Annotated in this window: 19 protein-coding genes; 9 read left to right on the forward strand and 10 right to left on the reverse strand. The window is 44.6% G+C overall.

Translation table 11 applies throughout. The annotated features are described in order from the left end of the window. Nucleotides 1-59: 59 nt before the first annotated feature. From tssG to ACTHUM_RS04720, 9 genes are all read right to left on the reverse strand, one after another. Complete coding sequence (gene tssG / locus ACTHUM_RS04680; RefSeq protein WP_004520038.1) at nucleotides 60-1,100, reverse strand: type VI secretion system baseplate subunit TssG; 1,041 nt, start codon at nucleotides 1,098-1,100, stop codon at nucleotides 60-62. Next, entirely contained in the window at nucleotides 1,097-3,073 is a 1,977-nt protein-coding gene (locus tag ACTHUM_RS04685; RefSeq protein ID WP_049337059.1) for a type VI secretion system baseplate subunit TssF, read from the reverse strand. The genes tssG and ACTHUM_RS04685 overlap by 4 nt, the downstream gene beginning before the upstream one ends. Further along, a complete protein-coding gene (gene tssE, locus ACTHUM_RS04690) occupies nucleotides 3,070-3,582 on the reverse strand; it encodes a type VI secretion system baseplate subunit TssE (protein WP_004520041.1) in 513 nt (170 codons plus the stop codon). The genes ACTHUM_RS04685 and tssE overlap by 4 nt, the downstream gene beginning before the upstream one ends. A gap of 33 nt (nucleotides 3,583-3,615) precedes the next feature. After that, on the reverse strand, nucleotides 3,616-4,431 hold the full coding sequence (locus ACTHUM_RS04695; protein WP_004520042.1) for a type VI secretion system accessory protein TagJ: 816 nt from the start codon (nucleotides 4,429-4,431) through the stop codon (nucleotides 3,616-3,618). Nucleotides 4,432-4,596: 165 nt separating this feature from the next. Next, nucleotides 4,597-5,079 carry an Hcp family type VI secretion system effector gene (locus tag ACTHUM_RS04700; RefSeq protein ID WP_003761730.1) on the reverse strand — a complete coding sequence of 161 codons (483 nt, stop codon included), beginning with the start codon at nucleotides 5,077-5,079 and terminating at the stop codon, nucleotides 4,597-4,599. Nucleotides 5,080-5,159: 80 nt separating this feature from the next. After that, complete coding sequence (tssC, locus tag ACTHUM_RS04705) at nucleotides 5,160-6,659, reverse strand: type VI secretion system contractile sheath large subunit (RefSeq protein WP_004520043.1); 1,500 nt, start codon at nucleotides 6,657-6,659, stop codon at nucleotides 5,160-5,162. A gap of 31 nt (nucleotides 6,660-6,690) precedes the next feature. Next, a complete protein-coding gene (tssB, locus tag ACTHUM_RS04710; protein ID WP_004520044.1) occupies nucleotides 6,691-7,209 on the reverse strand; it encodes a type VI secretion system contractile sheath small subunit in 519 nt (172 codons plus the stop codon). 77 nt (nucleotides 7,210-7,286) lie between these two features. After that, the gene (gene tssA / locus ACTHUM_RS04715; protein ID WP_049337063.1) at nucleotides 7,287-8,345 is read right to left on the reverse strand and encodes a type VI secretion system protein TssA; all 1,059 of its coding nucleotides are present in this window, start codon (nucleotides 8,343-8,345) and stop codon (nucleotides 7,287-7,289) included. Nucleotides 8,346-8,349: 4 nt separating this feature from the next. After that, nucleotides 8,350-8,904 carry a TagF domain-containing protein gene (locus tag ACTHUM_RS04720; RefSeq protein ID WP_049337065.1) on the reverse strand — a complete coding sequence of 185 codons (555 nt, stop codon included), beginning with the start codon at nucleotides 8,902-8,904 and terminating at the stop codon, nucleotides 8,350-8,352. Between the two features lie 335 nt (nucleotides 8,905-9,239). On the opposite strand from ACTHUM_RS04720, the gene ACTHUM_RS04725 reads away from it, so the two are divergent. The 3 genes from ACTHUM_RS04725 (at nucleotide 9,240) to ACTHUM_RS04735 (ending at nucleotide 14,851) form a co-directional block, all read left to right on the forward strand. Further along, nucleotides 9,240-13,382: a DUF6531 domain-containing protein gene (locus ACTHUM_RS04725; RefSeq protein ID WP_440361191.1), complete on the forward strand. Its 4,143-nt coding sequence runs from the start codon at nucleotides 9,240-9,242 to the stop codon at nucleotides 13,380-13,382. An 18-nt stretch (nucleotides 13,383-13,400) separates the two neighbouring features. Beyond that, nucleotides 13,401-13,985, forward strand: coding sequence for a hypothetical protein (locus ACTHUM_RS04730; protein ID WP_004521126.1), 585 nt, complete (start codon nucleotides 13,401-13,403; stop codon nucleotides 13,983-13,985). A gap of 449 nt (nucleotides 13,986-14,434) precedes the next feature. Then, complete coding sequence (locus ACTHUM_RS04735; RefSeq protein ID WP_440361190.1) at nucleotides 14,435-14,851, forward strand: CTP synthase; 417 nt, start codon at nucleotides 14,435-14,437, stop codon at nucleotides 14,849-14,851. Between the two features lie 175 nt (nucleotides 14,852-15,026). Here ACTHUM_RS04735 and ACTHUM_RS04740 read toward each other — a convergent pair whose 3' ends face one another. Then, nucleotides 15,027-15,149, reverse strand: coding sequence for a hypothetical protein (locus ACTHUM_RS04740; RefSeq protein WP_432760552.1), 123 nt, complete (start codon nucleotides 15,147-15,149; stop codon nucleotides 15,027-15,029). A 147-nt stretch (nucleotides 15,150-15,296) separates the two neighbouring features. Between ACTHUM_RS04740 and ACTHUM_RS04745 the strand changes: the two genes are divergently transcribed. From ACTHUM_RS04745 to ACTHUM_RS04770, 6 genes are all read left to right on the forward strand, one after another. Next, nucleotides 15,297-17,396 carry an RHS repeat-associated core domain-containing protein gene (locus tag ACTHUM_RS04745; protein WP_440361188.1) on the forward strand — a complete coding sequence of 700 codons (2,100 nt, stop codon included), beginning with the start codon at nucleotides 15,297-15,299 and terminating at the stop codon, nucleotides 17,394-17,396. A gap of 2 nt (nucleotides 17,397-17,398) precedes the next feature. Next, nucleotides 17,399-17,974, forward strand: a complete 576-nt coding sequence (locus ACTHUM_RS04750; protein WP_049344845.1) for a hypothetical protein — start codon at nucleotides 17,399-17,401, stop codon at nucleotides 17,972-17,974. A 153-nt stretch (nucleotides 17,975-18,127) separates the two neighbouring features. Further along, nucleotides 18,128-18,523, forward strand: coding sequence for a hypothetical protein (locus tag ACTHUM_RS04755; RefSeq protein ID WP_049344844.1), 396 nt, complete (start codon nucleotides 18,128-18,130; stop codon nucleotides 18,521-18,523). A 353-nt stretch (nucleotides 18,524-18,876) separates the two neighbouring features. Further along, nucleotides 18,877-19,923, forward strand: a complete 1,047-nt coding sequence (locus ACTHUM_RS04760; RefSeq protein WP_440361187.1) for an RHS repeat protein — start codon at nucleotides 18,877-18,879, stop codon at nucleotides 19,921-19,923. Between the two features lie 58 nt (nucleotides 19,924-19,981). Continuing rightward, nucleotides 19,982-22,207, forward strand: coding sequence for a DNA internalization-related competence protein ComEC/Rec2 (locus ACTHUM_RS04765; RefSeq protein ID WP_049336435.1), 2,226 nt, complete (start codon nucleotides 19,982-19,984; stop codon nucleotides 22,205-22,207). 402 nt (nucleotides 22,208-22,609) lie between these two features. Further along, nucleotides 22,610-23,230, forward strand: a complete 621-nt coding sequence (locus tag ACTHUM_RS04770; RefSeq protein WP_004520055.1) for a phosphoribosylanthranilate isomerase — start codon at nucleotides 22,610-22,612, stop codon at nucleotides 23,228-23,230. Nucleotides 23,231-23,260 lie beyond the last annotated feature (30 nt).

The following is a 23,260-nucleotide window of genomic DNA, read 5'->3' on the forward strand; positions in this document are numbered from 1 at the left end:
AATATGTCCAAAAATAGTTTTCTAAAGCTTTTATCGACGATGGCCGTCTGAAAAGCCGATTAATGATTGCTGACAATCAAGTCTTCTGCGTCTCGGGAAACATTTCCCAGCCAAGTTGATAAGCCGAGTTGAGTGTTCCCTCCTAAATCCATCAGTGGAACTTCTTTTTGCATCAGAATAGGTTGAATGTCCCATTCATATTCTTCTGCGGCAAATAAACGAACCCATTCTCGTAAACGGGCTGTATTAATACCGTCTTTAAAGAATGATTGGTAGGCTGGTAAGGTAAGTGGGCCAATAATAATCCGAAATTTACTTTGCACATCATAGAGTTTGTCACCTAGTAGTAAACCATCACCAAGTGTGTAGTTACCCATAATCCCAATTTGCGTTTTCTCTTCTTCAACCTTAACCCAGTACCCCACGTTAGTTTGAATGTTAACGGGAACTTGGAAATAGCGAGTGAGCAGTTGTTGCAGGTTGACTGCAGATCGGCTTTGTTTTATCAATAGACCGGAAAAATAACGTTTGGCAAATTCGTGAATTAAGCCTTTGTTATGTGTGGTCGGAATGTTAAGGCCGTTAAAACTGGCAATATATTTTCCGAAGCGGTCTTCAGCATTTTTATCTAAAGATGTAATGCTTTGGGCATTAGCCCATGCTCGATAGAATAAGATAGCCAGACGGTGTTGCAACATATTTGCAAAACCTGCCCATGCCCGGTCACCGTGTTGATGTTGGCGTTCATAAGCATACTCGGTTAAATGTAGAGGTAGTGGGCCAGATGGGCCAAACAGACCAAATCCATTAATGGAAATTTCTACATAATGTGGTGATAAGGTTACCGATTGGAGATTGCGTGGGGCAAAAGTAAGCGAAGGATTTTGGTGGATCCTTATTTTCTCCATTTTGGGGCTAATAGCTTTGCCTAATATTTGCCCACCAGTAATAAATTTAACGGACTCAAGCTGGCGCAAGAGTGAAAAATAATCATACTTATACGGCTGAGAGGAAACTTTATTTAAAAAGACTGTAAGTTTTTCATCCCAAGCATTGTCTAATGAGTCACCAAAATCTGTTTTAGGGTTGACTGGACTCATATAATCATTCTCTCTCCAATTTCAGACGGCCAAGTAGCAATATGACCTTGCTGGAGCGTGTCAATTCTCAGTTGTACAAATGAGTTAATAGACACCAAACGTCGGAAATAATGGTTTAAAACTGATCCAAATAGGAAAGGATGGACGCCGCCTAATTGAGCTTCGTCTAGTGTAATAGTAATGTTGATTCCTCTGATAGGGGCTGCAACTCCATAATGACGGACTACTTTGTTAATAATTGAGGTTTCAACTCGTGTAATTGATTCAATCTGTTTTTTCAGTAAATCGCTTTCAGAAGAAACAAATACTGTTAAAAGCTCTTTCAAAGCAACAGGCGCATCTTCTTTATCAGTATTCAAGAGCGATAGGTAATTTAAGCTCAATTGATTTAAAAATGACCAAAGTGTCCTATCTTCACTTACTGCTTCTTGAGGCCTTGTTAATTTAGAAATCAGTTTAATTGATTTGACTGGCAAAAATCCCTCAATAAGAAAGTCAGATTCTCCGTCTCGAGGCATGATTAGAGGCAAATCTCTGCTTGTACACCAAGTATCGACAGAAAGGTGTTGTATGTTTGAATTAAAGGCGTAATTCTGATTATTAGCAAGAGATAAAAATACCTCACTACCTAAATAGGAAGAGCGAAAACCATTTTTAGCTGAGTTTTCGGATGGTACTCTATCAGCACGACGAGCAGAAAAATAAGCATGTTGAGTTTGGGACTCAGGAAAGAGTCCTATATCCGGTGCTTTGTACATTGGTGAAAATACTACGGTTTGAAGGTTGTTGGTATCAAAGCCTTTTACTTGCTCGATAGCGTAGACTTCATAATTCAGGGGCTGGGTACGGTCGATAACGACATGGTACTCCTGATCTTGAATATTTACCGGAAAGCGTGAGCTTTTTTTTCTGAATAAGTTGACGACTGGTACGGCATTTACAGAGAAATCATCTACACCGATCAGCTCAGTTAATTCAGGTATTTTATTACTGAATAAAAATGAAAGACTAAAATAGCGTTTACGATAAGTAATAATTTTTTTATTGACTCCCTTATCGTTTACGATTTCCTCTAAATGTTCAGGTACTTTAGGTAAGTGTCCTTTTTTTTCGGCTTGTTGGACGGCTTGTTTAATATTTTTTTGAGAAATAAATAGAAACTTTTCCGGTAGGCGTGAATACTCCTGCATAATTCGGAATGCACTCACCGATTTATCTAAATTAAATGATAAGGCTTCATCTTCTCGAAAACCACGATGTTCTGGTGTAGTAGGTAATGGGTAATACCATTGTTTTGGATTTTCGTAACTGTGGCAAACAACACCCACGCATTCAGAAGCCAATAGAAACAGCAATGAAGATGATTTGGAAAGCTCTGTACCCAAAAATATAGATAATTCATCTGGCAACATCTCTGAACATGTACCTGGTACGCTCAATGAAAAATCCAAACGCAAGGCAGATTGTACTTTCTTACCAGAGGATTGTTTGAGTGCAGGGAGTGCGTTTGGTAAATAACCTATTGAGTCAGTATATTTGGCTTTTTCAATACGAAGTGGCAGAATTTCAGTAGTTTTAGTTACAGAAAATGGACAACTTACTCTAAATTCATCAATAGGCAGAGACCTTAATATTTTTCCTCGTTCCAGTAGATTGATCACATCAGCGTTATATTGATTAGTAGGCTCTAGATTGACAATAGCTGCAGCCGGTTTTTGATTGATGAAGTCAGGATAAACAACTTCTAAGATTCTTTGGACAAAACGAGGATACTCCGCATCCAGTTTAAGTTGGGTGCGTGCAGTAAGAAAACTTACCCCTTCCAAGAGTCTTTCAACATAGGGGTCAGGAATATCAGTTGTATCTAAAGCTAATCTTGAGGCTATCTTAGGATATTGGGCTGCAAACTCTTTACCCATTTCCTTTAGAAAAGTTAGCTCTTTGTTGTAGTAAGACAGTAATTTATTATTCAAGCCCCATTTCCCCCATCTAATAAGTCAAACAATCCTGTTTCAACATCCATGCTGGTTCGGAGCAAGAATTCTTTAGGATAAGGATTGAGTTTCAGGTAACCTTTGATTTCAATAATGAGTTTATTGTGTAAAGCATCGTCATCATCGTCTGAGGTATTTACGATCACTTGTAGAGTCTTATTTTCAAGACGCGGTTCAAAATCGATGATGGCTTGTTTGATATTCTGTTCCACATCTTGCCATTCAATATCGGAAAAATTAATACCAGAAAGGGGAGGGATACCATAATTTAATGTAGAAGAGCGTACATTTTCAGTTAGGTCAATCCCCATAGTTTCTGCTTGCATGTTGCATGTATTCAGTAGATAAAGAATATCACGCAGTACTGCTTGCCGATATTGATCAAGATTAATGACCTGATCGGAGCGTGCCTCTTTTTTTCTGCGTGGCTCTTCATCTGTTAGTCTGTCAAATAAAGAGGGTAACAGTTGATTTTTGAATTGCGACATGTTTAATTGTTGGGTTTGAAAGATGGATAGATTTTAATGATTTTGTTCAAATCTAATATTACAAATATCTAAAAGGCCAAAATCATGGTTGTCGGTATACAAAGTTTTTTGACCAACCCCTGTAAAGAGTTGCTCTGCTATTTCTATCCAGTCAGTTTGTGAACATTTCATTAGTAGATCTGACCATGCTGTTTCTTCACCAGGCATAACAGCATAACGAGCAGGGCTGGTACATTGAATACATTCACCATTAGTAAATTTGATTTCAGACGGCCTCCAAATGATGTCCAGTAAGGAACTTGGTGTCTTGAAAGAAATATTTTCAATAGAATTCCATGTTTGCCAGTAGTAGTGACCTTGATAGAAATATTCATAAACGAAGGCGGTACGTACGTCTCCATCCATAATCCAGTCACTATCAATCTCGGAAACTGATTTATCTGCTAAAAGGTAAGTAATATGTACGGGCGAGCCTTCTATATTCTCAGATAGCACAGTATAATCATCGACAAGGGCTTTATTTTTCTGTTCTGAAACATGGGCAACTAAAGAGAGTTGCTTTTGAAGAATATCAAGTTTGCTTGCGTGTTGTTCTAGTGTTTTTGGTTTTTGTTGGGCTTCCAAAACTGCCTGACGCCGCATTTCAGCAGAAATATTTTCAATAAGATAAAGCATTAAAGGTTTTTGGGTATGAGGAAACAGTTTTTGATATTGTCCAATCTGTTTTAAAGCCTGTTCCCATTTTGCGCACAGACACTGATATTGAATCAGTGCTAAACGATGTTCTTGATTGTCAGGATTTGAACGTACAAGCTCAATCATCTCTGATAATTTAGTCTTCAAATCCATTTCAATGATCCCTTATTTAATTTATAAAGATGAATAATAGAAGTTAAAAACAAGATTAATTTTTCAGTTAAGTAGTGCCGTCTGAAAAGTGAAAACATTTATATATAAAGCCTGACTTAAAAACGCCTTTTAAGTCAGGCTTTTTTAATTAAATCTACATATCAATTATGCAGATTTGTTTTCTTTGATATTGAAGGCCATTTGAACTTCAGCACCTTTAGAACCTTTATCGGTTTGTTCCCAATATTGGTTTTTCACTTTTGCAGCTTGGAATGAATAACGCATTTTCAGAGCATCATTGTCTTGTACGCCAATGAATTTCACACCGGTCACTAAGACATCTTCTAATGTAGTGCGTGAGTATTCAATTTGTTCACCACCAGCTTTACATACAGAAATTTCTACTTTGCTCAAGTGTTGGCCAGTAGCGCAGTTTTTCAAAATGGTTGGAGCTGCTTTATCGATAGCAGCAACTACGGTCAAGTCATTGAAATTGACTTTACCGGCACCACCGCCACCACCGCTAGTCATTGAACCAGGTTGCTCTGCACCCCAGTCAAAACTTTCGATGTTAGTCCAGTCTTTGTGGTTAGAATCTTTTGATTCGCCATTTACACCTTCAACTTTCATGAACATATCAATAGCCATTTTTTACTCTCCTAGTTAAAAAATACAAGCGATTTAACAACAGGGCACTAAATATACCCAACTAAATAAACTAAGCCTGACTATTCTTGTTTAGTCGAAGGCAATTTGGAAACCAAGCGTAGAGAAACGGTAAGCCCCTCAAGTTGATAATGAGGACGCAGGAAGAACTTAGAAGTGTAGTATCCTGGATTATCTTCTACTTCTTCTACAACTACCTCTGCAGCAGCTAATGGTTTGCGTGCTTTCGTTTCTTGCGTAGAGTTGGCAGGGTCTCCATCTACATAATTCATAATCCATTCGTTCAACCAGCGTTCCATGTCATCACGTTCGCGGAATGAGCCAACTTTGTCACGAACAATACATTTTAAGTAGTGTGCGAAACGGCAGCATGCGAATAAATAAGGCAAGCGAGCAGATAAACGTGCATTGGCGGTAGCATCTGGATCATAATATTCAGATGGTTTATGCAAAGATTGCGCACCGATAAATGCAGCTAAATCCGTGTTCTTGCGATGAATTAATGGCATAAAGCCCAATGCAGCCAATTCTGCCTCTCGGCGGTCGCTAATGGCGATTTCTGTTGGGCATTTCATGTCTACACCACCATCATCGGTTGGGAATGTGTGGCAGGGAAGATTTTCAACGATACCGCCTGATTCCACACCGCGAATAGCGGTACACCAACCATAGTATTTAAATGAGCGATTAATATTTACTGCCATTGCATAAGCAGCATTGGCCCAAGTATATTTATTGTGATCTGCACCTTCTGTTTCCTCTTCGAAGTCAAATTCGTCTACAGGATTTGTTGTGGCACCATAAGGCAGGCGAGACAGGAAACGAGGCAGGGCTAAACCGATATAACGTGAATCTTCGGATTCACGCAGGCTTCGCCATGGAGCATATTCGGCATTTTGGAAAATTTTACTTAAGTCGCGCGGATTAGCTAATTCTTGCCAAGACTCCATTTGCATTAATTTGGGAGATGCACCAGCAATAAATGGACAGTGTGCAGCCGCTGCAATCTTCTCAAGACTATTGAGCATTTCTACATCAGGGGCAGAGTGATCAAAATAATAGTCACCTACTAAGCAACCAAAGGGTTCACCGCCAAATTGGCCGTATTCTTCCTCATAAATACGTTTAAAGAGTGGGCTTTGATCCCAAGCCGTACCTTTAAAGCGTTTTAAATTACGAGCAACTTCCTTTTTGGAAATAGGTAATACTTTGATTTTCAGTAAAGTATCTGTTTCGGTATTGGTCACTAAATGATGCAGGCCGCGCCATTCACCTTCAAGCTTTTGAAAGTCCTCATGATGCAAGATCAAGTTGATTTGTTCAGAAAGCTTTCTGTCAATTTCGGCAATAATTGCTTCAATGGTTTGATAGGTATCATCTGAAATGGTGACGACATTTTGTAAGGCTTGCTGAGCCAATGTTGCGACTGCATTAGTTACAGCGCTTTTAGCTTCTTCCGTTTTAGGTTTGAATTCTTTTTGAAGCAGCTGTTCAAATTCATTGGTTGCAAACACATGTTGCGAACTGCCATTTTCTAGGGTATCTAATTGTTTTTCAGCCATGATTTACTTTCACTTCTAGTTTTATTAGAGACTATTGTTCATTTTTGGATGTTGATTTGGGCGCGGCTGCAAGACTTTTTAGTAATTCGCTGTCTCCTAAGACTTTTCCAATTAGTTCTTCAGCCCCACTTTTACCATCCATATATGAGAGTAAATTAGACAGTTCTGTACGTGCCTGTAAAAGCTCATTTAGAGGTGCTACTTTTTTAGCTATCGCAGCCGGTGAGAAGTCATCCATGCTTTCCAATTCGAGTTCTACATTCAAATTCCCTTCACCTGTCAATGTATTTTTTACGTTGAAGGCGACACGAGGTTTAAGGGCTTTCATGCGTTCGTCGAAATTGTCTACATCAATTTCTAAGAATTTTCGTTCGGCCAAGTCAGGCAGTGGCTCGACAGGTTTACCAACCAAATCTGCCATAACACCCATAACGAAAGGCAGTTCAATCTTTTTCTCTGAGCCATACAACTCTACGTCATATTCAATTTGCACGCGAGGAGCTCGATTGCGGGCAATAAACTTTTGACCTGATGATTTATTTCGTGACATGGTTATAACCTTAGGATAATTAATAATGTTGTATATCTAAAAGATATTTACGAAATTGTGGATGAGGTTTACTAATTTTAGGAATTTGCTGTATCTTCATCTGGTTTGCCAATTAAAACTTCTAAATTGACAATACTTTCTGGGCTAATATCTTTCATGATGTCATAAAAGTTCATATTCATTTGTCGTTGCACTCTGCGGATAAACAGTGGTGCAGGGTGGCTGGGCTCAAGAGTTTCAAAATAAATGCAGATTTTCTCTAAAGCCAGATCAACATCAGCGCGATTTTTAATATTCAGACGGCGCCATGCATCAGCCTCTTGAATAGATTGTTCTTGCGTAATAGCCAAGCTGTTAGTTTCAGAGGGTAACTCAGGCTGTTCTGTCTGCTGTACTGAGGGAGTGCTCCCATCATTATAGTTGATGGCTTTGTGAATTAGGGTAAGGGGTTTCTGAATAACATCAAAATCAAGTGAGTGTTCATCCTGTAAATTAGACGAGAAAATGCGTTGGATGTCTTTCAGACAGTCCAATGCTTGAATTAATGCAGTTAATTCAGGTTTCCCTGTATCGGCATTTACTCTAATATCGAGCATTAGCCGCTCTTTACCTCCTGGATAATTTTGTGAATCATTTCCTTGTAGTATGGAAACAGCTTCTTTGACAGTAATTGGTTGTTGAGTTAACCCATTTATCAATAATTTAGATGCAAGAATCTCTTTGATGATGCCATCAAGTGTAGTAAAGGAGCTAAGGGCATTGATCCTGTAAAAGGGATCAAATTCACCGTCTTCATCTTCAAGTTTGGGGTAAATGGATTCCCAATATAAGTCTATATTAGCTCTAATTGCTTCGCAGCCAGCGTAGAACCCTACGAGTCCATGTTTGGCAGTAAGAGCTTGTGCATAATAAGCCAAGACATGTAAATCTTTAGACTCGGCTAGCAATTGATTGCACAACTTTTCTACTGTTGCCCAGTCGGCCTCTTCTGCCGGAATAATCGTGTCACCATATTGTTGTTCTGGTTTGCCTTCAGCTACGCTTTGTAGTTCTAAAAAGCGGCTATCGTATTCGATATTTACACCTTCGGGACTGTCGATAGAGATAGGCTCGTCCCATCGAGGAAATGTGTTCATCTACTTATAATCCAAATAACTTATTAAACAGTGAGCATGAGGGGAGGCCTTCATGTTTTATGTGGTAACCGCTTTCAATCTCTTGCCAAAAACTACCAATGCCGTCTGAATCAGATAAAAAGTTGTGAAAGGATTCAGAGAGGATAGAGCTCTCTGTTGTATCACTACTGTAAAAATCTTCGATACAATATTCCCCTTCTTTTAATATCTTGCGAAAGGAATTTTTTTTCTTTAAAAGAAAAAAAAGAGAATCAAGTGATTCGGGAATAGAGCTAGGTTTATAAAATAACACAAATGGGTATTTTCTGCCAATTTTATCAGAACTACCAGCAGCCATACCAGTATAAATAAGATCATCGGGTAATTTGATGCAAAATAGCCAAATTTGCAAAGGGGAATATGTTTTTCGAGTGAATGAAATTAATTTGTTTTGGCCGGAGCATCGGTTAAACCAGTTATCCCAAAAGAATCTATCATGAGTTTGAAGATTCTCGGAGAAAATAAAATCACGGGATTGATTCAGTTTGCCAAAAAAATAGACTTCATTTTGCTTAAACATAAGTAGTCATCACAAGAGAAGAGTTTTTAGATTCCCAAGTTGCTAATTAGATACAACTGCTAAGACTCGTACTCTAGCATAATTTGATGTGTTGATAAATATAAATTTAAACCACTTGAAATAATAACTAAAGAAATGTAAATAATCTTTAAAAATATGCGCTTACTATATGATATTATAGATAATAAAGTTTATCAAATACAGTTTTATTTATAGCTTATTGTTTGTTATAATTTTTGCAAAATAATGTGTTCAAAGTCCTCAGAAAGTGATTGAGGTTCCTTGTTTTGAGGTTTCTACTTGTAGATTAATTAGGATTTCGACGGAGTAATCGCATGTCCTCTTCCGGTAACACCATAGGTATTCTTGTTCCTCAGCCTTCTGCACCTGCCATGGTGTCTCAAGGTTCTGCCAATCCGCCTGAGCCGCTGACTAATGCAGCCGGGCCGGTAGATGTGATAGAGATGGTGGCCGATGTTGCCTCTAGTGCCCTTTCTTTGGTTGCTCCTGACTCTGCTGCAGCTAATGTGGCTGATGCTGTATCTGATGTGGTTTCGCTCGCTTCAATGGTCCCAGGTTTGCCTAGTGTTAGACTGCCTTCACGAAAGATGGTCAGTGGTTTTGGCGGGGGCAGCGGAGCAGGTTCTGATGGTGGGGTAGTTACTTCTGGTCATGGTCACTGTATTCCCTGTAAGGTTGCAGCAGCTATCGGTAATCCTGTCAATGCCGTACTCGGTATCAAAGTATTATTTGATGAAACAGAGACTGACTTTGCATTTGACTCCCCGCTTCCACTTGTTTGGCAGCGCAGCTACTATTCCGACCAAATAGGCAACGGCTGGCTGGGACAGGGTTGGTCGCTGCCGTTCTCCATGCGTCTTGTCCGCACTGCCGACGGTTTCCTCTATATTGATGAACAGGGCAGGGAAATTTCGTTGCCGGATATCAGCGACGAAGCGGACGAGCCTTATTCCGCAGCCGACGAAGATGAAGACGATTTATATGAAGAAGAGGCTGCCCCAAGACCTGCTTCCGCCGAAGAAGATCCCTACGGTCTGGATAACGCCTATTTTGATCCTTACGAACAAATCTTCTTTTCTCAGATTTCAGACGACCTCTACCAAATCGCCTCCCCCGACGGCGGCGCACGGCTACTGTTTGCCGAAGTCGATTCCGGCTGCGGCATTTTCCAACTGGTCGCACAACTCGACCGCAACGGCCGCCATATCCGCCTCTGCTACAACGACAACGGACTGCCGCACAGCATTTACGACGGCAGTGGCCGACACTTTCAGCCCGTATTCTCCTCCATCCGTCTGCACGACAACGATCCCGACTTCGACCCGGCCGGAGAACGGGACGTATTCGTTTCCGAAGACGAACGTTTCTACGTCAACCGCCTTACTTCCGTCACCTTCAACGGCAAGGAATTGGTGCGCTACGACTACGACGGCTGCGGCAATTTGACCGCCGTTTACGGACGAGACGGCAAAAAACTGCGCGGTTTCGCCTACCGAAACCACATCATGGTCGAACATAGCCAACCCGACGGACTGGTGTCCCGCTACGAATACGACCGTTACGACGCCGACGGCAAAGTGCTTAAAAGCAGCAACAACCTCGGTGAAGAATGGACGTTCGCCTACCGCAAAGACCATACCGTCGTTACCGACGCATTGGGACGGACGGAAGTGTACGGTTTCGACGAAAACCGCGAACTCGTCTACCGCATCGACGCCGACGGACAACGCAGCGACAGCGAACGCGACGACTATGGCCGCATTACCGTAGAACGCGACCCCCTCGGACACGAAACCCGCTATCTCTACGATACCGAAGGCAATGTCATCGCTATCACCGCCCCGGACGGCAGCAGCACTCAAATCGACTACCACGAAACCCTCAACCTGCCGATTGCCGTCAACGATCCCGCAGGCAGGATTACCGCCTACGATTACGACGGACGCGGCAACCTCATCAGCATCACCGATCCCGCCGGTTACACCACAAGCTACGGCTACAACGCCCGATGGCTGCCCGAAACCATTACCGACGCCTTAGGCAAAACCCGACGCCTACACTACGACACCCTCGACCAACTCGTCAGCTTCACCGACTGTACCGGCGAAACCACCCGCTTCGGTTACACCGAATACGGCGATCTCGAAACCGTTACCGATGCGCTGGGCCATACCACCCGCCACCACTACGACGCAGCGGGCAACCCCGTCCGTACCGACTACCCCGACGGCAGTCACGAAACCTTCGAATACGACCGCCTCAACCGTCTGACCGCCCACATCGACGGACTCGGTGCCAAAACCGCCTACGAACTCGCAGTGGACGGACTGCCGCTCAAACGCACCAACGCGCTGGGCCATACCTACGCCTACGCCTACGACAAAGCCCGCCGTCTGACCGTCCTCACCAACGAAAACGGCGAAACCTACCGTCTCGATTACGACCGAACCGACAACCTGATCCAAGAAACCGGCTGGGACGGCAAAATCACCGCCTACGGCTACGATGTCGCCGGACAACTGGTCCACCAGACCGAATACGGCCAAAGCAATCATGAAGGCCGTCTGAAAGACCGTCCCGAAACTTGGCACATCCATCATTTCAAACGCAACATCCTCGGCCAACTGATCGAAAAACAAAGCCGCAAAGTCTCCGGTCGCAACGGACAAAGCAAAGATGAAGGCATCAGCCGCACCCGTTTCGAATACGACCCGATTACCGGCAACCTGACCAAAGCCCGCAACCAGCACAGCAGCGTCGAACTCGCCTACGACGAACTCGACCGCCTCATCGGCGAAACCACCGTCCACAACGGCCAAAGCGCCACCGTAGGCTACCAATACGACCCGTTGGGCAACCGCATCCGCACCATCCTGCCCGACGGCCGCCCTATCGATTACCTTTACTACGGCAGCGGACACCTGCACCAAATCAGCCTCGACGGCGAAGTCATAACCGACATCGAACGCGACAAACTGCACCGCGAAATCCAAAGGACGCAGGGCAGCATCAGCAGCCTGTACGACTACGACCCCATGGGTCGTTTGAAAAGCCAGCGTACCGTCTGGAGCGGCACACCAACACTCCGCGGCAAACAAAACCCATTGGCCGGCGGCGCCGTCAACCGCCGCTACGCCTACGACAAAGCCGGCAACCTCATTCAAAGCGCCGACCAAAGAAGCGGCGTCCTTAATTACGTTTACGACAAAATCGGACGTATTCAGGAAGCCCGCAACAGCCAAAGCGGCCGCAGCGAAACCTTCGCCTTCGACCCCGCCCACAACATCCTTTCCGACAAAGCGGCCGAAGGAAAGGGCAACAATCTTGTCAGCGGCAACCGCCTCAAAGAATACAACGGCATCGAATACACCTACGACGCATTGGGCAACCTAATCTACCGCCAGCTGCCCAACGGCGAAAACCAATATTACCAATACGATCTCGAAAACCAACTCGTCCGCGCCGAAATCAAAAAGCCCGCCGGCAATACCGAGATTTGGACATACGCCTACGACCCGTTCGGACGACGTCTTTCTAAAGAACGCCAAGACAAACTTGCCTGGACCAGTACCGACCCGAAACGCACCCACTTCGTCTGGGACGGAACGCGATTACTTCAGGAGTACACCTACAAAGGCAGCTACACCTATATCTACACCGACCAAGACAGCTACGAACCGCTGGCGCAAATCTTTGACAACGCCAAAGACAGCAAACAATACCTCGCCTATTTCCACAATGATCAAATCAGCATACCGAGGGAAATGACTGACATCCACGGCAATCTCTTATGGTACGGCGAATACACCGCCTGGGGCCGTCTGAAAAAGGACGAGCGGGTTTACAAGAATGCGCACCAGCCGTTCAGATTGCAAAACCAATACTTCGATGAAGAGACCGGACTGCATTACAACCTGATGCGGTATTACGAGCCTGAGGCCGGGCGGTTTGTGAATCAGGATCCGATTGGGCTGTTGGGTGGGGATAATCTGTATGCTTTTGCGCCAAGTACACAGGCTTGGGTTGATCCTTTAGGGCTAGCTAATTTATTTGATATAGGTACCTATGGGAGTCTTAATAGTAGTACTCATGTTGGAGATGGCTTACAAGCCCATGAGTTAATTAGGCATGAAGCATTAGTTCAAAATGGTTATACAACTAAAAATAATCGATTAAGCCAGAATCCAGCTATTGCTTTAGATTTGGATCATCATACAAGAGGGCCAGCAAAAGATACTAGAGGGATTGGTGGCACTCATTACCATGAAGCAGAGATTAGGCGTTCTCATTATGGTTTGGGTAGAAATCAAATGCATACTGATTTACATCGAGAGATTGATATTGCTCAAGGAGGATTGAGAAAAACGGGAACTCCTAAAGCTCAAAGAAAACGATTAAGAAAAGAAGCTAAAAAATTTCTTAGAAAATTGAAAAAAACAGGTAAGAAATGTCCTTAAATTTTTAGGAGAATTTAAATGAAAAAAAATGGATACGTTAATTTTAACTTTTTAGATAGTAAGTCCAATATAAATGATATATTAGTTGGGCTAGATTTAGACTATTCAAATAAAGTGATAGCGCCAGATGGTCATGAGTTAGCATTGATCGCTTTCATACCGATTGAGAATTTATTAACTATTGCACCTCAATTTAAAACAGATTTTCAGGGGAAGGAATATAAAGATAAAGCAATTTACGTTTTTTCTTATTATGATAAAGAAGATTATTTTCTTGACTACATTACTGAAATTGACGATGCTATTCAAGGATACACGAAAGTTATCGTCGGAGATAAAAGTCAGTTCAAGTTTAACCTAGATGAATTTTATCCAATTAATCCTATTGAGAATTTAGATGAAATGAGTTTTTTAGGAGGACAACCTGAATATTTACAACAAGAAGGTGATGATTTTCTAGAAAAATATATTTTCATAGGTCAAATCTTAGGAATGGATCTACCTAAAGAAGTAAATGAAATTTTTTATTTAACTGAGAACATAGGATATATTTTTATAAATCGAGATCTATCGGGTGGATTATTCTTCGTACAAACGACTTAAACAAATATTTAATCATATAGTAAGTCATCTTCCACATGAAACGTTAAATTCTAGCAAGCCGTAGCTCGGACAAAGCCTTCAGTCCTGACGTAGAGTGTATGTTGCATGCACGCAGTTTCTGTTTTTCAGACGACCTCACTATCTTCTTTGAGGTCGTCTGAACCATTTGTTCTTTAACAATCTCATTGGCAGTTAACATAGAGGTTGTCTGAAAACTAACTTTCAGACAACCTTCATCTTATTTTGTCAAAATTCTGCGCACGAAAGGGTTTTCATATCATACTGCTGCCTTTGAAATAGAATAAAAGGCGTATATAAAATCATGTGGGAGAATGATTTCAGATACTAAACGGCAGGGATTAATTTCTAGGAAACAGGCAGCAAGACTGCGTAGAATTATTGGTAAATGTTCCTATTTTATTAATGTAAATATATTAGAAAGGGTTAATATGACCTACTTGATTAAGCCATATGAATCAATTGGTGATTTTGTATTTGGTACTTCTCTTGAGGACGTACAAGAAAAATATGGAAAACCAGCAAGAATGGTTGAAGATAATATTATGAATAATAAGGTGGAATATAGGAATGCTTGTGAGTTAGTTTATGAAAACGATAAATTGGTTTATGGATATTGCTTAAAAGATTCTAATCCCATATTAGGAGATATTGATATATTTAAAAATTCAATCGAAGACCTTAAAGCCATCGATTCAGAATTTATCGAAGGAAAAAAATATATTCTTTTTAAGAATCTCGGGATTTGTATAGGAGGTATGACAGGGAAAAAAATTCCTGAAGGCAAGTTATTAATTGCATTTGATAAAAATCACTTTGATTTTTTTGAATGTTTTATCAAGGTGTAATCGAACTGTAGCAAATGAAACTTCCAATTCCGATGTAGGGTAAGCCGCAGCCTACACAAAACCTTCAGCCCTGACGTAGGGGGTGTGCAGTACGCACGCACGCGGTTTCTGTTTTTCAGACGGCCTCAATACTTTCTTTGAGGTCGTCTGAAGCATTTGCTCTTTAACAATCTCATTAGCAGTTAACCACGACACCCTCGACCAGCTCGTCTGCTTTACCGACTGTACCGGCGAAACCACCCGTTTTGGTTACACCGAATACGGCGATCTCGAAACCGTTACCGATGCGCTGGGCCATACCACCCGCCACCACTACGACGCAGCGGGCAACCCCGTCCGTACCGACTATCCCGACGGCAGTCACGAAACCTTCGAATACGACCGCCTCAACCGGCTGACCGCCCACATCGACGGACTTGGTGCCAAAACCGCTTACGAGCTCGCAGTGGACGGACTGCCGCTCAAACGCACCAACGCGTTGGGCCATACCTTCGCCTACGCCTACGACAAAGCCCGCCGTCTGACCGTCCTCACCAACGAAAACGGCGAAACCTACCGTCTCGATTACGACCAAACCGACAACCTGATCCAAGAAACCGGCTGGGACGGCAAAATCACCGCCTACGGCTATGATGCCGCCGGACAACTGGTCCAACAGACCGAATACGGTCAAAGCACCGATAAAGGTCGTCTGAAAGAGCGTCCCGAGACTTGGCACATCCACCGGTTCAAACGCAACATCCTCGGCCAACTGATCGAAAAACAAAGCCGCAAAGTCTCCGGCCGCAACGGACAAAGCAAAGACGAAGGCATCAGCCGCACCCGTTTCGAATACGACCCCATTACCGGCAACCTGACCAAAGCCCGCAACCACTACAGCATCGTCGAACTCGCCTACGACGAACTCGACCGCCTCATCGGCGAAACCACCGTCCACAACGGACAAAGCGCCACCGTAGGCTATCGATACGACCCGTTGGGCAACCGCATCCGTACCATCCTGCCCGACGGCCGCCATATCGATTACCTGTACTACGGTAGCGGACACCTGCACCAAATCAGCCTCGACGGCGAAGTCGTCAGCGACATCGAACGCGACAAACTGCACCGCGAAATCCAAAGGACGCAGGGCAGCATCAGCAGCCTGTACGACTACGACCCCATGGGTCGTCTAAAAAGCCAGCGTACCATCCAGAACGGCACACAAACGCTTCACGGCAAACAAAACCCGTTGGCCGGCGGCGCCGTCAACCGCCGCTACGCCTATGACAAAGCCGGCAACCTGATTCAAAGTGCCGACCAAAGAAGTGGCGTCCTTAATTACGTTTACGACAAAATCGGACGGATTCAAGAAGCCCGCAACAGCCAAACCGGCCGCAGCGAAACATTCGCCTTCGACCCCGCCCACAACATCCTTTCCGACAAAATAGCCGAAGGGAAGGGCAAAGGCAGTAACATTAGCAGCGGAAACCGCCTAGAATCATACAACGGCATCGAATACACCTACGACGCCTTGGGCAACCTGATCTACCGCCAGTTGCCCGACGGCGAAAACCAATATTACCAATACGATTTAGAAAATCAACTTGTCCGCGCCGAAATCAAAAAGCCCGTCGGCAACACCGAAATCTGGACATACGCCTACGACCCGTTCGGCAGAAGGCTCTCCAAAGAACGCCAAGACAAACTTGCCTGGACAAGTACCGACCCAAAACGCACCCACTTCGTCTGGGACGGCAGCCGCCTGTTGCAGGAATACACCTATAAAGGCAGCTACACCTATCTCTACACCGACCAAGACAGCTACGAACCGCTGGCGCAAGTCTTTGACAACGCCAAAGACGGCAAACAATACCTCGCCTATTTCCACAACGACCAAGTCGGCATCCCGCGCGAGATGACCGACATCCACGGCAATCTTTTGTGGTACGGCGAATACACCGCCTGGGGTCGTCTGAAAAAGGATGAGCGGGTTTACAAGAACGCGCATCAGCCGTTCAGATTGCAGAACCAGTATTATGATGAAGAGACCGGGTTGCATTACAACCTGATGAGGTATTACGAGCCTGAGGCGGGGAGGTTTGTGAATCAGGACCCGATTGGGTTGTTGGGTGGGGAGAATCTGTATCAGTTTGCTCCGAATGCGCAGGAATGGCTTGATGTTTGGGGACTGTGCCCGGCCAACAAAAATAAACCAAATAAACCTAAACCGCTGTTAAAGAATTTATTCAAACGTTGGAAAAGAGGCGAGCGTATTGATAAACCATTACCTAACGGTGATATGCCATCTTGGGATGTTGTTAGGTCAAGATACTGGAAAAATAGGTATTTAGCCTCGAAAGGTACAGGAGAATTTTCTCCTGCAAATATGAGTAGAATGAAAAGAGGACGTGCTCCTTTAGATGCAAATGGAAATCCCATGGAGTTGCATCATCATGTGCCACAACGCTTAGGTCATGCAGATAGGCATAGTCCTTTTAATTTGAGAGAAGTAACTAGAGAACAACATGCAGCGCTTGACCCTTATAGGAATCTAGGAAATTAGCTATGAAAGCAATAGAAATTTTAAAGAATTTTGTGGAAGAAAAATTATCAACTGAAGAATTGGAAATGGCGTTGTCTTCCAATCAAGAATTAATTTCCCTGTTGGAAAATACTAAAGCTAAACCTTATATGAATAGTAATTCCACTTATGAATATTTAATTAGTCAGGATTTGACATCTCTTGATGCAAAGTTAAACTTGATGGATATTTTCAGGGAAATTTTAGATTACAAACATATACCGTACTCTTCAAATTCAACGACAGAAAAAAAATTCGATTTGATTTTGGAGGCTATTCCTAACTGGATACCAGCTGATATGGGTTATTTAAATTTCTTGTATGATAAGTACAAACCTAAGACGGTGACCACTTTTAAAAAGATTATTAAGGAACATTTTATTTGCATGGATAAACATCCCAAATGGTTACAGGAGCCTGGTTGGCCTATCATTGATAATATTCCCGCAATGTTTCTAGGGCAGTTAGATATATCGAAGTTGAAGCATGATACTACTTATTTGTACATTTTTTGGGATAAAAAAACAGACAGATATATAGAATTAATACAGTCTCTATAAATGAGCAAGCTGTAGCCAATGAAACCTACAATTCCGATGTAGAGTGCGAACGGAACGCACGCACGCGGTTTCTGTTTTTCAGACGACTTCAATACTTTCTTTGAGGTCGTCTGAACCATTTGTTCTTTAACAATCTCATTAGAGGAAGTTATTATGGAAATTACTTTGGATAACTGGAATGGATCTCATTGTAAGGAAGAGGTTTATCATATTAATTCCTCGGAAAGACTTTTAGAAATTTTAGAAAAATTAGATGCTAAGCAACATACTCTTGTAAATTTAGTTTTATCAGAAGAAAACTATTTAATGATTGGTGGAGGGGGAGGGAAATATGTTGTAACAGGTGAAGAAAATGGCATCATTTTTAATTTAATAAACCCTAACGAAGGAAGTACCTTAAAAATAGAATTAAATACGGGAGGGCAAATTGGCTTATTTGAGTCTAAATATATTTTATCTAAAGAAATAGCATTCAAATGTGCTGTAAAATGTTTGACTATGGGATGTATTCCACAAAACGATTTAGATTTATCCTGGGAAAAATATTAAAGCAAACCCAGTAAGTTGGTTGAGTCAAGACAAAACCAAACCATAGGGTAGTTTGAAACATAACTTTCAGATGACCTTCGTTTGTTTCCTTACGGATAAGCAAGCCATAGCCCGGACAAAACCTTAAGTCCTGACGTGGAGTGTGTGCGGTACGCACGCACGCGGTTTCTGTTTTTCAGACGACCTCACTATCTTCTTTGAGGTCGTCTGAAACATTTGTTCTTTAACAATCTCATTAGTAGTTAACATAGAGGTCGTCTGAAAACCGACTTTCAGACGACCTCTGCCAAATTGCCTCGCCCGACGGCGGTGCAAGGCTGCTGTTTGCCGAAGTCGATTCCGGCTACGGCGATTTGACCGCCGTTTACGGACGTGACGGCAAAAAACTGCGCGGTTTCGCCTATCGCAACCACATCATGGTCGAACACAACCAGCCCGACGGACTGGTGTCCCGCTACGAATACGACCGTTACGACACCGACGGCAAAGTGCTCAAGAGCAGCAACAACCTCGGTGAAGAATGGACGTTCGCCTACCGCAAAGACCATACCGTCGTTACCGACGCATTGGGACGGACGGAAGTGTACGGTTTCGACGAAAACCGCGAACTCGTCTACCGCATCGACGCCGACGGACAACGCAGCGACAGCGAACGCGACGACTATGGCCGCATTACCGTAGAACGCGACCCCCTCGGACGCGAAACCCGCTATCTCTACGATACCGAAGGCAATGTCATCGCCATCACCGCCCCGGACGGCAGCAGCACTCAAATCGACTACCACGAAACCCTCAACCTGCCGATTACCGTCAACGATCCTGCAGGCAGGATTACCGCCTACGATTACGACAAGCGCGGCAACCTCATCAGCATCACCGACCCCGCCGGTTACACCACAAGCTACGGCTACAACGCCCAATGGCTGCCCGAAACCATTACCGACGCCTTAGGTAAAACCCGACGCCTACACTACGACACCCTCGACCAACTCGTCTGCTTTACCGACTGTACCGGCGAAACCACCCGTTTCGGTTACACCGAATACGGCGATCTCGAAACCGTTACCGATGCGCTGGGCCATACCACCCGCCACCACTACGACGCAGCAGGCAACCCCGTCCGTACCGACTATCCCGACGGCAGTCACGAAACCTTCGAATACGACCGCCTCAACCGGCTGACCGCCCACATCGACGGACTTGGTGCCAAAACCGCTTACGAGCTCGCAGTGGACGGACTGCCGCTCAAACGCACCAACGCGTTGGGTCATACCTACGCCTATGACAAAGCCGGCAACCTGATTCAAAGTGCCGACCAAAGAAGCGGCGTACTCAATTACATCTACGACAAAATCGGACGGATTCAGGTCATAAATACTGCAATCAAATATTTGTCATAATCTACTAAAAGCATTTATTATTACATATCTAATAATCATAATTTAAGGGAAAATGTTCATGGCGTGGCGGTTTGTGTTGCCTGCTTGGGTGGTGGGTGTAGTGCTTTCGTTTGCGTTGCCGTTTGTGCCGCCATGGTGGGCTTGGTTGTCTGTAATCATTGGCGCGCTTGCGTTGTGTCGAAAATTTGCTGTGGCTTGGTTGGTGCTGGCTGTTTGCGTGGGTATGGCGTTTGGAGTGTGGCCGACCGGGCTGGTGTTGGCCGGTCAATGGCCTGCAGGGGAGGTGGCGGCTAAAGTTTTGACGGTTGAAGTGGCGGATATGCCGCGTGATGATGGTCGGCGCGTGCAGTTTGCGGCAAGGGCTTGGGATGAACAGGGGCAGGCTTTTGATTTGATGTTGTCGGATTATCAGCGGCGCGATTGGGCGGTGGGCAGCAGGTGGTCTGTATCGGCGCGGGTAAGGCCGGTGATCGGTGAAGTGAATGTGCGCGGTTTGAACCGTGAAATATGGGCTTTGGCCAATGGTATCGATGGCATGGGTACTTTGGGGCGCGACAGGAAACTCGTGCGGCAAGGTGGCGGTTTCGGTTTGGCTAATATGCGTGATGCGGTAAGCCGGAGTTGGCAGAGAACAGGGGACAAATATCCTGAGTTTTCAGACGGCATAGGGCTGATGCGTGCTTTGAGTATTGGCGAGCAATCGGCGTTGAGGCCGCCTTTGTGGCAGGCATTCCGCCCTTTGGGGCTGACACACTTGGTCAGTATTTCGGGCCTGCATGTGACGATGGTGGCGGTATTGTTTGCCTGGCTGATTAAGCGAATTTTCCGTTATTTGCCGTGGATTCCGGCAAAACCGCGTGTGTGGATATTGGCAGGCGGTGTTGCCGGTGCTTTGTTTTATGCGCTTTTGGCCGGTTTTTCCGTACCGACGCAACGCAGTGTGTTGATGTTGGCTGCGTTTGCGTGGGCATGGTGGCGCGGCAGTGGCGGCTCGGGCTGGACGGCGTGGTGGCAGGCTTTGGCCGTTGTTTTGTTGTTGGATCCGTTGGCTGTATTGGGCGTGGGAACTTGGTTGTCTTTCGGTTTGGTTGCTGCTTTGATTTGGGCTTCATCAGGCCGTCTGAAAGAGTCGGGCTGGCGGTTGGCTGTACGGGGACAATGGGCAGCGACTGTATTGTCGGTGGTATTGCTGGGCTATTTGTTTGCTTCGTTACCTTTGCTCAGTCCGTTGGTTAATGCGCTGGCTATTCCTTGGTTTTCTTGGGTGTTGACGCCGTTGGCTTTGCTGGGTTCGGTTTTTCCGTTTGAACTTGTCCAGTTGGTAGCGGCATTTTTGGCGGAATATACTTTACGCGGTTTGCTATGGCTGGCTATGGTATCGCCTGAATTTGCCGTCGCAGCGGCGCCCGTGCCTTTGCTTGTGTTGGCGATGATGGCGGCTTTACTGTTATTGCTGCCTAAAGGAATGGGCTTAAAACCTTGGGCATGTCTGGTTTTATTGGGCTTTGTGTTTTACCGTCCTGCCAAGCTGGAGGAGGGGGTGGCAAGAGTTACGGTGATGGATGCAGGACAAGGTTTGTCGGTGTTGATACAAACGCGTAACCGCAATCTTTTGTTTGATACGGGAACGGAGCAAGTGGCGCAAACAGGTATAGTGCCGAGTTTGAACGCGATGGGTGTGCGCCGTTTGGACAGCCTGATTTTGTCGCACCATGATATTGACCATGACGGCGGTTTTCAAAGTGTGGCGGCTGTCGGTACCGATAAATTGCTTGCCGGACAACCTGAATTTTATCCGAATGCAGAGTTTTGCCAAGAAGACAAATGGCAATGGGACGGCGTAGATTTCGAGTTGCTCAGGCCGTCTGAAAATGCAGGCAAGGAAGATAACGACCAAAGCTGCGTATTGCGTGTCGTGGCAAACGGAAAAGCCTTGTTAATAACCGGCGATTTGGGCGTGAAAGGCGAGGCCGGTTTGATTGAGAAATACGGCAATGCGCTGTATAGCCAAGTGTTGGTGTTGGGACATCACGGCAGCAGCACGGCTTCGTCAGGCAGCTTTTTGCATACGGTTTCGCCACAATATGCCGTGGCATCTAGCGGCTATGCCAATGCCTACAAACATCCGACCGTTGCCGTACAAAATCGTGTCCGCGCGCATGGTATTACTTTATTGAGAACGGATTTGTCTGGCGCGTTGGTGTTTGCTTTGGGACAGGACGATATATTTCAAGGCCGTCTGAAAAAGGATAAGTTTTATTGGCAGAAGAAACCGTTTGAGTAAAAAGGCTAAAAGGCCGTCTGAAAGACTTTTCAGACAGCCTTAATATTTTTTATTGACGGGCATTATCCAAATTTTGTGTGAATCCAATTGTGGATAGTTTATTTTACTCATTGATAATAAAGGATAAAATAAATTTGATTAAATAATAGGCAAATAGAAAAGAGGAAAATAATTACAAAGTTATTAGTAATAATCGGTATGATGTTCTGTATATCAAGCAGAGCCTAAAGCAGCACAGAGTTCGCACGTTTCTATAATGAAGATGCTGCGCAACTGACAGCCGCCAATATTATCGGCTGATGGTTGTTTTAAAGTTTAAGGCCGTCTGAACCTGATATTTCATGTTCAGACGGCCTTAAACTTATATAATATCCGACCCAACTGTTTAAAAAGGCTATCGCCATGAACACCATACGCACCAAAATTTGTGGTATTACCCGACCTGAAGACGCGCTGGCCGCGGCCGAATTGGGCGCGGATGCCATCGGGCTGGTGTTTTATGCCAAGAGTAAACGGGCAGTGAGTATTGAGCAGGCGCAGGCGGTTGTGAAAAACCTGCCGCCGTTTGTATCGGTGGTGGCCTTGTTTGTGAATGAAAACGAGCAAACCATCCGCGAGATTTTGCGTCAGGTGCCGATAGATGTGATTCAGTTTCACGGCGATGAAGACGATGATTTTTGCCGTCGGTTTGACCGCCCGTATTTGAAGGCCGTGCGCGTACAGTCCGCTGCCGATATTCAGACGGCCTGTGCCAAATTTCCGAATGCACGCGCCTTGCTGTTTGATGCCTATCATCCGACTGAATACGGCGGTACGGGACAAAGTTTCGACTGGACCATGTTGCATGGCAATATCGGCAAACCGTGGATACTTGCCGGCGGATTGACTGCGGAAAACGTTGCCGAAGCGGTAAAAATCAGCGGCGCTGCGGCGGTAGATGTGTCCGGTGGCGTGGAAATCTCCGGCGGGGTTAAGAGCAGGGAGAAAATGGCGGCGTTTATTCAAGCAGTAAAGGCCGTCTGAAATTTTGTTTGAATTCAAAGAAACCGGAAT

It is taken from the genome of Neisseria sp. P0021.S006 (assembly GCF_051956895.1).